Genomic DNA, 12,143 nt, shown 5'->3' with positions numbered 1-12,143 from the left:
TGCGCTGACTGCATCCGCGATACGGGTTCGTGTGGTCCATGAAGGAGAAGTTGATGTTTTGGGAAAGAAAGCTGGCCTCGTGGGCGGCCGATGTGCGCGAGCGGACCAATCTTCCCGCACGCGTTTCACTGTGGAACGGCCAGTCGCATGACCTTGGCACCTTCCGGCAGCCGGCCGTCACGCTGCACGCGAAATCGGCGGCCGCCATGCCGTTGCTGCTGTCGCATCGGCTCGACAGTCTGGGAGAAGCCTACGTGCAGGGAAAAATCGACATCGAAGGCAACCTGAATGACATCGTGAATTTCGGCTATGCGCTCGCGATGACGTCGCCGGATGTTCACGGAAAGCTGCATCGCGCCGCACGCTATTTCAGCCATTCGAAGGCATCCGACGAGCGCGCGATCCAGTATCACTACGATGTCTCAAACGACTTTTACCGGTTGTGGCTGGACCGCCGCATGGTCTATTCGTGCGCGTACTTCGAGAATGGCAACGAGGATCTGGCGACGGCCCAGCAAAAGAAGATCGACCATATCCTCGCGAAGATCCAGCTTCGGCCTGGTCAAACGTTGCTCGACATCGGTTGCGGCTGGGGCGCGCTCGTCATTCGCGCCGCGCGCAAGTACGGCGCGCGGTGTGTCGGCATTACGCTGTCCAAAAACCAGTTCGAGTGGGCGACTGAACTGGTCAACGCGGCCGGTCTGTCGGACCGCGTCGAGATCCGCTTGCAGGATTACCGCGACGTAACCGGACGCTTCGATCGGATCACCAGCGTCGGCATGTTCGAGCATGTGGGCTGCCGGAACCTTCCCGAGTACTTCAAGCACGTGCAGGACCTTCTTGCCGAAGATGGTGTCGTGATGAACCACGGCATTACGTCGACGGACCACGAAAGCGGCGAGACGGCATACGGCGGCGGCGTGTTTATCGACAAATACGTGTTCCCCGATGGCGAGTTGCCTCATCTGAGTCTCGCGCTGAATGCAATGCAGGAAGGCGGGCTCGAAGCCTTCGACGTGGAAAATCTTCGCCGGCACTACGCGCAAACGTTGCGGCTATGGAGCGCCAACTACGAGGCGAACGCGGCGAAGCTGCGCGAACTGGTCGACGAGAAGACGTTCCGCATCTGGCGAATCTATCTCGCTGGCTGTGCCTACGCATTCGAAAACGACGACGTCGCCATTTACCAGATCGTCGCCCGCAAGGCGGGTACCCGAGCCAGCAAGCTTCCGTGGTCGCGCCGCTACATTTACGCACCGAACTGAGCATGTCCGGCAAAGCAATGCGGATTCAACCGGTCGATGCAACACACTAGCGACTGCGCAAGCAGTACGAGTGTTGCATATGCAGCGGCGACGCCGGATCTATTACAGCGAGACCCAGAAGGCACTGATGTGGGATCGTTGGCAGAAAGGTGAATCTCTGCAGAAGATCGCCAGCTTTTCGATCGGAACCATTCGTCGGTGCAGAGAATTCTGGCCGAGACTGGCGGGATCCGGCCGCCACAAAGGCGTCGCTCCCGACTGGCGTTGACGCTCGCTGAGCGCGAAGAGATATCGCGCGCCCTCGTGGCAGGGGATTCGATCCAATCGATTGCAACACGACTTGCGCGAGCTCCCTCCACCATCTGCCGTGAGATCAAGCGCAACGGCGGGCCGAATGGGTACAGGGCAAGCCATGCCGACCAGCTAGCCTGGGATCGGGCGAAGCGTCTCAAAGCTTGTAAACTGGTTGAATACCCAATGTTGGCGAACGTCGTCGCGGCCAGGCTTCAGTTGCAGTGGTCACCGCAGCAGATTGCAGGGTGGCTAAAGCGAGCCCATCCGGGCAACGAGGACTACCACGTGTCGCATGAGACCATCTATCGCAGCCTCTTCATTCAGGCTCGTGGTGCGCTCAAAAAGGAGTTGCTCGAGCATTTGCGACGCACGCGCGCCGCGATGCGTCGTTCGCGCCATTACACCCAGAAGACTGGCGATCACGGCCGAATTCGCGATACCGTCTCGATCAGCGAACTCCCCGCTACAGTTGAAGACCGCGCCGTAGCCTTCGTAGAATTCACGCTCTTCCACCGAACGGCTGCAGCGCACCAGATGGACGTAGTGCGACCAGGAGAGCGGAAAAACCGAGGCCATCTGCTAAAGGCTCAATTTCCGAGACGGCGTCTGGGATTTTTCAGACACGGGCTTCGCTGGCAATTTCCGAGACAGTGTCTCGGAAATCCGGTCGGGCGGGTATGCCAGATAGAACAGGCGCATCTGCTCCAGATTATCGGTGCCAAAACCTCGCCCGAATCGTACCGACAGGTCTGCCGACAAGCGTTTGAGCAGAGCTTGCCCATAGCCTGCCCGTCCAGCACCGCCTTGATCAAACTCGACGATGCGTCGACCACTTTCCCAGTAGGTGCCCGTCATCAGCGCGTCGACGCTGCGTGCGGCTGCGCGGCGAGCGGCATCCAACAGGGCGACGATGTCGCCATGAAACGTGCCATATTCGATGTTGTGGGATGTGAGATCAGTCATGCCTGCCCTTATGCTGCTTGCGCGTCTGCACGTCTATTTCGGCCCTTCGCCAACGAGGCGCGACGATTTCACCGCGAGCACAAGCTTGTGGGGTTACGTCTTGCCGGATCTTGTCAATGGTCACCGACGCTTCTCAATGAACCCCAACGTGCCGCGCCGCTGTTCGGCCTTGACGGCCGGCACCGGGCCGACGCCGGATTCGCGGGCTCATCATTGTATCAACGTGACGTGCGAGATGCCGGCCGGCACCTCCCAAATCTACGATCCAGTTGGTGCGAACGCACTGGTCATCGGAAAAGCAGGATCGTCTCAAGGCCCGTTCTCGACACTGCCATACTTCGAGTTGACTGCGCTTTTCTGACCACTGTCGACCGAGCGACATTGATTCAGGAATTCGCCCCGTGCGTTGGACGTGCCACTCAGATCGAAGTGGCCGTGGTGGTAACGCATGATGGAAAAGTACTTCGCCTCATACTGGCTGCACTCACGCCCGCCATTGCCGCCCTGTATCAGTCCGGCAAGACAGAGCACCGCACCACACGCATTCTCGTTATCGTCATTCGCGCGCGTCGGCGAAGTGGCCACCATGCCCGGGATCATAACCGTGCAGACCAGCACGAGCGCCCTCACCTGTCGTTCCATTTCATGCTCCCTATGTGCCAAAGAGATGAAGTGCCGCGATCGCGCCCGAGAGCAGCGCCGCGCCGATCGCAGTGCACACGGACCAGACGGCGAGCTCCCTGCGACTGATGGCACCCACGCGCCCTCGCTCCTCACGCAGCACATCACGAAGCAGCTCGCGGCCGCGGCCGTTGGCTTCGTCGTAATGCCGTAGCGATATCTCGCCGAGCAGCTGGTCGCGGGCCTCGTCGAAACTGGCTGCCTTGGCGAGCACGTCAACCGTTGATTCAGAAAACTCCCCGAGAAACTGCTCGTAGCGTGCAGCGAATCGCAGCAGCGTTAGCTCGCCGTCGTCCCTGAATTGCTTGCCGCTCGCCTCGAGCTGTTGCGACAGTTGCTTCACGTCGCGGCGCAGGAGTGACAGCTCGCCCAGCACCGCGCCGATCAGTTCCTCACGGATCGCGTCGTCCTTGGCGCCCATCTCAGTGCACCACGGCCTTGAAAACCGCGTCGAGCTCCGACGTCACCCGACCCGCGAGCCGTTTGAGTGCAACCATCTGCCGGATATGGGCGCGCTGCTCCTCGGGCGCGCCGGACTCGATTGCCTCCGCATTCATGGCCAGGTAGTCCGTCTGGTCGAGCGAGATGTCGGCAATCGTCTTGCCTGTGCCCTTGATCTTTTCGAAAATGGGGTTCTCGTGAATCACCGCGCTGGTGTCAAGAGCAAACCAGCCGTTACGGCCGACGGCGTCAAACAGCCTCGCAAAGGAGCGCACGAGATCCTGTTTCGGGTCAACCATGTTGAACACAACCCGGATCTTGCTGGACGGTACCCCAATCGCCTGCAGGGACTGGAGCGTCGAAATGGTGTCGACCTGCTGCTTCGAACCATAGACGGTTGGCACAACAAACCGGTCGAAGTCATGATGCGAGCCGTCATAGCGTTGCATCAGCATCAGGAAATCCTCGACATTCGAGGCGCCGACATCCACGACGGCGTTGCCGATCGTCAAGAGCCGGTCCTGCAACTCGGCAAACTGGTTGCCGCGTAGCGCGGCCGCCTCCTTGCCGTCCGCGTTGATCGACTCGACAGAAATGACCTCGGCGCCTTCCAGGCGTGGCGCCAGCAGATGATCAGAGACGGTCGTCTTGCCGACATTGCCCGAGTGGCTCAGTACGACGATTTTCATGGCTTGTCCCTCCGGTGGATGGTTGGCGATGACGGCTGCGGCATCCGCGTGGCCGCGGGCCAGTCCGGTTGTCGGGTTACGGATCGATTTCGAGTGTCGGCGCGTCATGACCTGCCTCGTGCGTGGGTTGCTGCTGTCCGTGGTCCGCGTCGTTCTGTTGCTGCCGCACGCTCTGACCGGCTCGCTCCCGCACGATCTGTTCGCGCATGGCTTGGATCGTCGCCTCGCTCACCTGCGGCATCGGGACATTGAGTGGCCGGTTATCCGCACGCGCCTCGGCCACGGCGCTTTCGAACTCCCCCCGCAGCTGCTCCTGCTGCTCGTCGGGCAGCCCCCTGATTTCGTCTTCCAGCACCTCGCGCGCGGCCTGTTCCTTGATCCGTTCGCGCGCGGCATCAAGCGTAGCCTGCTGCGCCTTCGTGTATTGCCACTCGTCGTTCAGGAACCGCTCACGCGCCTCCTTAATGCGCCGGCGCTCATCGACCTCGCGACGCATGGCTTCGATTTCCGCCCGCTGCTCGCGGGTCGGCATTCCCGGCACGTCAGGTGACGAGACGCGCCATTCGTTGCGACGGCTTTCCACCTCTTTGGGCGCCAGTTCCTTGCCGCTTTCATCGAACTGCCGCTGCGTGACGGTCACGACCTTGCTGCCGCCCCGTTCGAGCTCAATGCGTTGACCAGGCTGCAGGCCGCTCTCGCCAATCGCGCGCTCGAGGTCGAGCCCCCACACCGTGCGGTCGCCCGACTCCGTGCGCACGGTCGCGTAGTAGCTCGCGTTCTCCTTCGGATCGTGATGAAAGCGTGCCGCGCCGTGTTCCACCAGTACGCCCGCCGTAACGGTCGGGGGCTTCTGCGTGCCGGGGCCAGCTTTTTTGCGCGCCGCTTCGCCCGATGCCGTCCGTGGCGCTGTCCGTGACGGTGTCCGTGTTGATGTCTGTTGCGACGGCATACTACCGGTGTCCAGAGGTAGCTGCGCCTGGTCCGGACCTTCCGGTGCAGTCTTCGCTTCAGAGGATGCCGACGGCTGGCTCCCTGCCGGCCCGGGTTTCGAAGGGCGCGGACTTCTCCGTCGTCTGCCCCCGCCTGGCGATGCCCCGCCGGGACCTGACGTATCCTCGCCTGGTGCCTCAACGGTTACCGCCTTGCGGCTATCGCCGGGCTGACCAGGCTGGTCCGGCTGATGCTGCTTTGGCCCGTTCACAGGCGTGGCTTCCACCGTGTTCGTGCGAGCGGGATCCAGAGTCGCCGATCGCTCGCCGGTAGCAATACGCATGGCCTCGCGCGCGGCCTGCAGCATCGCGCGATCCTGTGCATCGGGTTTGAATCCGCGCGTGGGCATGTCCGCAAGTTCGGCGGCAATCCACGCCTGCCGGCGGAATTCCTCGCTCCCCTTCAGCTGCAACTCGCCCCAGTGCTTCGCCTGTGCGACCGCGACCATGTGCGCGATCACATCGCGATCTTCACTGGCCGTGGCCAGCGAGCGCCCCTTGTCCTCGAAATGCACCGCCTCGCTTTTGCGATCGAGGTATTTCCCTTCAAACGCCACATACCGGTCGCTGACCGACTTCGGTATGTCGTAGCCACTCTTCTCAAAGATCGGCTTCGGCCGGATCGCGTTCCCGCTCATATTGCTGTTGTTACTGTTCCCCGTGCTGCCGATCGGCTTGCCGAGGCCGGCCGCCGGCTGAACGCCCTCGTCAGCGGATGTATCCGGTCTGAGGCCACCCTCGTACTTCTTGCGGCTGGTTTCGCGGATCTTCTTCATCCTCGCCTGCGTCGCTTCATCCAGGCCCGTCTCCGGATTGCGCGGCACCGCGCGCGCATTCGACGCGCTCGCCTCGTTCGCCGGCGGTGTCGCGCGGGCCCGGATCGACGAGGCGTCATCAGCATTGGCGGCCTCGATCTCGCGGTAATCGGGCAGACCGTTCGTGAATTCAATCTCGTTCATGATGCAGCTCCTTCAGGGATGGATGGAGAAGCAGGGTTACCCTCGCCTGATCTGTCGGATGATGTATCGGACGATGGCTCGGATAGCACTTCCCGCAGATAGGGCATCAGCTCGAAGAGCGATGCGCGAATGCGGGACCGGTTGGCGAAGTGGGCGGCACCCAGCACGCCGATCTCGTGTTCGCGGACGTCACGCACGATGTTTGTCACCGGAGTAGCCGGGGGCGCCGCCGTACCCTGTGCGCGGCGGGCGGCGTTCTGTGCCTGCCACCACCGCTCGACATCGATCTGCGGCACGGGGGCACTCAATTCACGTGCGACGAACGCGGCGTGCTTCATCTGCTCTTCATCGGGCAGCTTCGGTCCGAAGCCGAAGCACGCGCGTCGGCGATTGGTCTTCTCGAGCTTCGCCATCACGCCTTGCAGGTAGGGGCTTTGCTGGACCAGCCGGTCGACCAGTTCCGGGTCTTCGTAGAAGTACGCCTTCTCGCACAGGATCGGCTCGCACCCGTCCATCGTGATGATCTGTTGGCGGCCGGGCAGTGCCCGCAGTTCCTGCGGCAGCATCAACGCCCGGCTGTGTTCGGTCTCGTTCGTGCTGGTTGAGGCACTGCGGCCGCGGCTTCGGCTGCGCGAGCGCGACAGGTGAGTAAAGGTCCCCAGCAGCTTCGAGTACTCCTCCGAATCCTTGAGCGTGCGCGGCGCAAAGAGGCTGCGCATTTTGCAGTTGATGGCGAGCGTTTCCGCACCATGCCTGCCATACAGCTTCGGATCTTCAAGCTGCGACATGCCGTGAAAGATCAGCATCAGCCGCAGGTTGAAGCCCGCAATGAATGCATTGGCCGTGTCGATGATGTCGATCTTGCCCGGTGCGGCAAACTCGTCCATCATCAGCGCGCACTGGTATTTCAGCTCCGGATTCTCCGCGGGCTGCTCGCGGGTATTCAAGTCGATCAGCTGCGAGAAGAACAGGTTGATGAGCAGCGCACCCGCCTTCAGGTCGCCCGGCTTGATGCCCACATAGATCGACATGGGCTTCCTGCGTACGTCCCCCAGGTCGAAGTCCGAGCGGCTCGTCGCCGCGTCGACGATCGGGTTGCTGAACACATTGAGCGGCGCCGTCATCGTGGACACGATATTGGCGAACGCTTCCTTCGATTGCGACAGAAACCGGTTAAGTGCATCCAGACATTCAAAGCTCAGCGGTGGCAGCGCGTCCGTCGCATGCGAGCGCGTGCTGACGATGGAAGAGATGTGCTCGCGCACGGCCCTCCCCTTGCCCGAGGCCTGGCGCAATACCTCACCAAATGTGCACGGCAGGGACGGCGTCTCGAGCAGGTACAGCACAATGCCAGTAAAGAGATTGCGCGCGTTGTCGTTCCAGTATTTCAGCCTCGCGTCCACGCTCGACGGATACAGGTGCTCCCCAACCGTCAGCACGTCGCCGACCCGCGTGTAAGGCGACCTGCGCTGGATGAATTCGAGCGGGTTGTAGGCGTGCGAGCGGCCATTTTCCGAAAACGGCGACCAGAGGTAGGTTTCCTGACCGCATCTGCGACGGTAGCCGGACGTGTACAGGTAGTTCTCTTCCTTGATGTCCTCGACGACGACTGAATCGGGATAGGTGAGAAGATTCGGGACCACCATCGAGACGCCCTTGCCCGAGCGTGTGCCGGCCGCCAGCATCAGAAAATCCTGGCCGCGGTACTTCAGGTATTCGCCCTTGTACTTGCCGACAATGAACGGTGGATACATGTGTGACATGTGTTCTCTCGAAGTGCGAACTGAAGGCCGGTCAGACTGACGGCCACGGTGTTCATCACGTTCACTTTTCCAGCAGGCCCGCTTTCACGATGTCGCGGCGTGTGGCGAAGCGCGCGTTGCCGAACTGCGCGATGCGTCCGCGAGCTTTCAGCAGCGCCATCGTGATTACTACGGCGGGCATCCCGCCAATGACGGCCGACAGGAGCGTGCAGACCGACAGTGCGCGCTTGACTGCCGGCACATCGCCATACGCCTGCCAGTAGTCGAACAGCGTGAACACACCCACGGTGTCCTGCGGCAGCTTCTGCATGCGGGCGAACAGCAGGCCGCCGAGATACTGGCCGAGGGCCGTGGCCCCGGCGACGAGTACCAGCACCACGAGGCATGGGATCAGGATGCGGAGATATTTCGGCATGACGGATCTCAGTGCGTTGAAGGTGACGATTTACCGATGGGCGGTGTGGACAGAATGCGCAAGGCGTCGCGCTGTGCATCGTCGAGTTCAACATCGGCGAGTGCCTCACAGCCATACACGATCACGGCGCCGTAAAGCCGTGCGAGCGCACAGGCCTCCGCACTCGCGGCGAACGCTTCGTCGGACGCTGCACGCAGGCGCCATCCCCCGATTGCGGCTTCGATGTCTCTGATCGCGTAGTTCATGACCGCCCCTCCCCGCGCACGAGCCAGTGCGCCGCGAGGCCACGCGCCCATGACGCGGCGTAGACAACGCTCAGCGCCAGCACACCATACTGATGTGCACGCCACGCCATGTCGAACCAGAACGGCTGCGCGGCCAGCCCGAAAATGCAGGCCCAGCGTCGCCAGCGTGGACGACTGTCCTGCGACAGGAAGACGGCGAGCGCACCGCACACGCCGATCAGGGACTGCTCGACAACCTGCATGTCTGGGTTCGCATTCATGCCATACCTCCGCGTACCTGTCCGCCCAGCAGTTCCCATTTCCCGACTGGGTCGTACCAGATTTCAGCGAGCCGCTTTTCGCGCATGAAGAGCACGAGGTCCATCGTCATGCGCACCTGGTCCAGAATGAATTTCCATTCGAGCGTCTGGCCAACGGCGCTCTGCTTGATGAGCGTCGCGGCACGCGAAGCCGCGGACCGCGCATCGTTGCAGTGGATCGTGGTGATGCCGCCCGGCGTGCCCGTGTTCAGCAGCGTCATGTAGTCCCACGTCTCGTCGCCCCGGAGTTCGGCAAGCAGTACGCGGTCGAACTTCATGCGCAACGTTGAGCGCACGATTTCCTTCGCGGGTAACGTGTCACTGAAGAACATGTGCACGCGGTTCGGGTGGTTCGGCAGCGACAGCTCCGGTGTGTCCTCGATCGTGCCAATCCGCTCACAGGACGGCACGAGATCGGACAGCGCCTTGTTCAGCGTCGTCTTGCCCGAGCCGGTACCACCCGCCAGCACGATGTTCAGCCGGTTGGCCACGGCAAGTTCAAGCATGCGGGTGACGTCGCGCCGCGACTTCGCGTCGATCATCTCGACCTCGAATGGCTGCAGGTCCACACCGTCAGGAACGGTGCGACGCGGCGACACGTCGCGAAACCCCTGAAACCAGCCGTTGCGCTCATACTCATGGACAGAAAAGCGCGCGCTCGGCGGAATACGGATCGTGATCGAGATCGTGTCCCGCTCGCATGCCGGCTGCATCAACACGTGTGCGCGCTGGCCATCTGGCAACACCACCGGGTGGACGGGCTCCTTTGTGGAAAACTTGCCACCCTTCATGACCGTCAGCGCATTGGCCAGCTTGAAGCACGCATCGAGCGTGCAGGCGGGCGCGTCGTGCCGTTTCCATCCACTGGAACCCTGCGTCCAGATCTCGCCCGGTCGGTTGATCGCTACTTCGGTCAGACTGCCATCGAAGAAATTTGCAATGCCCATCTGCTTCAGAAAGTTGCGGGCGACCGTCCCTTTCTCTATCACATCGATAACAACTGCACTCATCAGTAGTCCTTTTCGTTGGTTTCATAACAACCGGAATGAATGACACTGAAGACCCGTCAGTGCGCCGCCGGTACGTTGACCTGTGGCTCAACCCTCACTGATATGCGATGCGGCCGCCGGGCATCCGGCGCGCTGCCCGCGAATGCGCGTAGCGTCTGGGCGGGCGACGTGGAGACCACCGTCCCAACCATCGGCGCCGCGACGGGTCGCGCATCCCCCTCCCGCAGCACCGCCAGCCGTTGCCGCGAGCATCACTGCGCGACCGGGTTTTGTTGGCTCGTCTGCCCGTGGATGCTGGACGTTGTTTGAGAGCGACGATGGCGACAGACGGTTAGTTGCATCACCCTCTTCGCTAACCCGGTCCGCTGCAAAGTGTGGCTCTGTCAGATCGAGGCCCGGACGCGCGCGGACGGCGCGCACGATGAAGCGGCACAGCGCCGCCGGCACATCACCAAACGTGCAACAGTCGAGCGCCATGCATTGCTCGAATGTGTACCCGTCACCGATGCGGCACAGCGGCAGCACGCCGGGGGAGTGGAACGACCGGCGTGCATCGACCTGGTCGGCGAACTGCCTCACGCGGCTGCCGTCGAACAGGCCGTACAGGGCGTTGCGTAGCTTCGTGTCGAACGCGTCGCGCTCAATGCCGCGGAGCGGGAAGTTCTCCGGAAAATGGATGTGCGATTGCATCGTCATGTCCTCGCCCGTGCTCATTGCTGGTTCGTCCGGCCAATCTCGTTTCCGTCAAGACCCACGTTCTGGTACACACTGCGCAGGTCAACGTCGCGCGCAACAAAGATGTTGATCACCGAGCCCTGATTCGAATACGCGGTCGGCGGAATGTTGATGGTGCTGCGAAGCGTCTCGGCAGCGACATCCTGCGTGGCGTTCGAACTGTTCGAGAAGTTGATCGTCTGTCCCGCTCCGATCGCCTTGTTGGCCAATGCCTGACCGAAGTCGCCGATGAGGCTCACCATCAGCGCGCCCTTGAAGCGCTGCCAGAAGTGTTCGTCGACGTAGGCAGGAATCCCGGCCGCGCCAAGCGGATCAGTCGCCGGCGAATTCAGGGGAATACGGACATCGCCATCGTCGATCTCGTCCCAGATTGCACCGATCACGCCCTGTCCCTGTATGACCGCATCGCGCTGTTCACCCTTGGCCAATGCTCCCTTGCGTACGAGCAAGGTCGTTCCGTCGTCCGACCAGACATCCTGTGCGATCGGGCAGCCAATCAGGCCGGGCCGGTCAGTCCGGATCGCCGTGGCCTGCCCGCAGCGGATCATCGTGTTACGGCTGATCAGGTAGTGCCGGTCAGGGCGGAACGAAGCCTGCATTGGCTGCAGTTTCGAAGGCTGCAGGGACTGGTCGAACGACGTGCCCTTGCTGTCGCTGCTGCCATTACTGCTGCCGTGACTGCGGGTGGTACTTCCACGGGCATCGGCATTCGCGCCCCGTCCGGATCCACCACGCAGCGCGGACAGACCCATCGACCTGGCCATGCCCTGTAGCCCACTGTCAGCTCCCGCATCGCCGCCTCCGCCGCCCGAACCGCCGCGCCCTTCGTCGGACGCAACCGGGCCGCTGCCCTCAGCACTTTCAGCACCATCCGCGCGATCGGCGCCGGCATCATCTGACCGGGACGCGAGCACACTGCCGCTCAGACGCCGCTCCGCTGGCGTCTGCGGTCGCGGCTGATTATTCGTGTTCATCTGAACGCCAATCGCAGACGGTTGCGAGGGCGCACCCGCGGGTACCGCGAGGCTCGCTCGCGCGGCCGACGCGGCAGCAGCAGCCGCCGCCGCTTCCGAGGCCTCACGGTCGTGCTCCTGCTCATCGCGCTTGATGCGCGCCTTCTGCGTCTCGAGATCCGCGCCCATCTCGCTGCTCGCTGAATCTTTCGGTTTGTTCAGCGCCGCCTGCTTCGCGTCCTGATGCTGCTGAAACAGACGCTGCAGGTAAATCGTCACGCCCGATGCGCCCAGTGCGATGACCGCGAGCGCCACGAGTGCGAGCCGCACCTTGCCGACCCGGGTCTTGCGGCGTCCCGGCAGATCGAGTGATGCCTGAGGCACGGTGTCGGGCGGTGATGCGTTCGAGAGTTCGTTGGGTTCATTCATGTTCATTCGTCCG

The 12,143-nt window shown here is 62.4% G+C and carries 13 protein-coding genes and 1 pseudogene; 2 read left to right on the top strand and 12 right to left on the bottom strand.

Annotated features, from left to right (window positions below; genetic code table 11):
* Positions 1 to 53 precede the first annotated feature (53 nt).
* Positions 54 to 1,265, top strand: coding sequence for a cyclopropane-fatty-acyl-phospholipid synthase family protein (locus tag VSR68_RS24415; protein ID WP_342942296.1), 1,212 nt, complete (start codon positions 54 to 56; stop codon positions 1,263 to 1,265).
* Positions 1,266 to 1,344: 79 nt separating this feature from the next.
* Positions 1,345 to 2,045 (top strand): annotated as a pseudogene (locus tag VSR68_RS24410) (transposase); the annotation flags it as partial.
* A 93-nt stretch (positions 2,046 to 2,138) separates the two neighbouring features.
* Here the strand turns inward: VSR68_RS24410 and VSR68_RS24405 are convergent.
* From VSR68_RS24405 to VSR68_RS24350, 12 genes are all read right to left on the bottom strand, one after another.
* Entirely contained in the window at positions 2,139 to 2,522 is a 384-nt protein-coding gene (locus VSR68_RS24405; RefSeq protein WP_428983576.1) for a DUF1016 N-terminal domain-containing protein, read from the bottom strand.
* A 309-nt stretch (positions 2,523 to 2,831) separates the two neighbouring features.
* Positions 2,832 to 3,164, bottom strand: coding sequence for a TrbM/KikA/MpfK family conjugal transfer protein (locus tag VSR68_RS24400; protein WP_342942295.1), 333 nt, complete (start codon positions 3,162 to 3,164; stop codon positions 2,832 to 2,834).
* A 10-nt stretch (positions 3,165 to 3,174) separates the two neighbouring features.
* Positions 3,175 to 3,624, bottom strand: coding sequence for a hypothetical protein (locus VSR68_RS24395; RefSeq protein WP_342942294.1), 450 nt, complete (start codon positions 3,622 to 3,624; stop codon positions 3,175 to 3,177).
* A 1-nt stretch (position 3,625) separates the two neighbouring features.
* Positions 3,626 to 4,441, bottom strand: coding sequence for a StbB family protein (stbB, locus tag VSR68_RS24390; RefSeq protein ID WP_342942293.1), 816 nt, complete (start codon positions 4,439 to 4,441; stop codon positions 3,626 to 3,628).
* Positions 4,410 to 6,281 carry an LPD7 domain-containing protein gene (locus VSR68_RS24385; RefSeq protein WP_342942292.1) on the bottom strand — a complete coding sequence of 624 codons (1,872 nt, stop codon included), beginning with the start codon at positions 6,279 to 6,281 and terminating at the stop codon, positions 4,410 to 4,412. The genes stbB and VSR68_RS24385 overlap by 32 nt, the downstream gene beginning before the upstream one ends.
* Positions 6,278 to 8,044, bottom strand: a complete 1,767-nt coding sequence (locus VSR68_RS24380; protein ID WP_342942291.1) for a type IV secretory system conjugative DNA transfer family protein — start codon at positions 8,042 to 8,044, stop codon at positions 6,278 to 6,280. Before VSR68_RS24380 ends, VSR68_RS24385 begins: the two co-directional genes overlap by 4 nt.
* A 61-nt stretch (positions 8,045 to 8,105) precedes the next feature.
* Positions 8,106 to 8,459, bottom strand: a complete 354-nt coding sequence (locus VSR68_RS24375; RefSeq protein ID WP_342942290.1) for a hypothetical protein — start codon at positions 8,457 to 8,459, stop codon at positions 8,106 to 8,108.
* An 8-nt stretch (positions 8,460 to 8,467) separates the two neighbouring features.
* A complete protein-coding gene (locus VSR68_RS24370; protein WP_342942289.1) occupies positions 8,468 to 8,704 on the bottom strand; it encodes a DUF3717 domain-containing protein in 237 nt (78 codons plus the stop codon).
* A complete protein-coding gene (locus VSR68_RS24365; RefSeq protein ID WP_342942288.1) occupies positions 8,701 to 8,964 on the bottom strand; it encodes a hypothetical protein in 264 nt (87 codons plus the stop codon). Before VSR68_RS24365 ends, VSR68_RS24370 begins: the two co-directional genes overlap by 4 nt.
* Positions 8,961 to 10,013 carry a P-type DNA transfer ATPase VirB11 gene (gene virB11 / locus VSR68_RS24360; RefSeq protein WP_342942287.1) on the bottom strand — a complete coding sequence of 351 codons (1,053 nt, stop codon included), beginning with the start codon at positions 10,011 to 10,013 and terminating at the stop codon, positions 8,961 to 8,963. Before virB11 ends, VSR68_RS24365 begins: the two co-directional genes overlap by 4 nt.
* A gap of 87 nt (positions 10,014 to 10,100) precedes the next feature.
* Complete coding sequence (locus VSR68_RS24355) at positions 10,101 to 10,727, bottom strand: hypothetical protein (RefSeq protein ID WP_342942286.1); 627 nt, start codon at positions 10,725 to 10,727, stop codon at positions 10,101 to 10,103.
* Complete coding sequence (locus tag VSR68_RS24350; protein WP_342942285.1) at positions 10,724 to 12,136, bottom strand: TrbI/VirB10 family protein; 1,413 nt, start codon at positions 12,134 to 12,136, stop codon at positions 10,724 to 10,726. The genes VSR68_RS24355 and VSR68_RS24350 overlap by 4 nt, the downstream gene beginning before the upstream one ends.
* Positions 12,137 to 12,143: the final 7 nt, after the last annotated feature.

Source organism: Paraburkholderia phymatum (genome assembly GCF_038900715.1).
GTDB lineage: Bacteria > Pseudomonadota > Gammaproteobacteria > Burkholderiales > Burkholderiaceae > Paraburkholderia > Paraburkholderia phymatum_A.
This window is presented reverse-complemented; position numbering and strand designations above follow the sequence as displayed.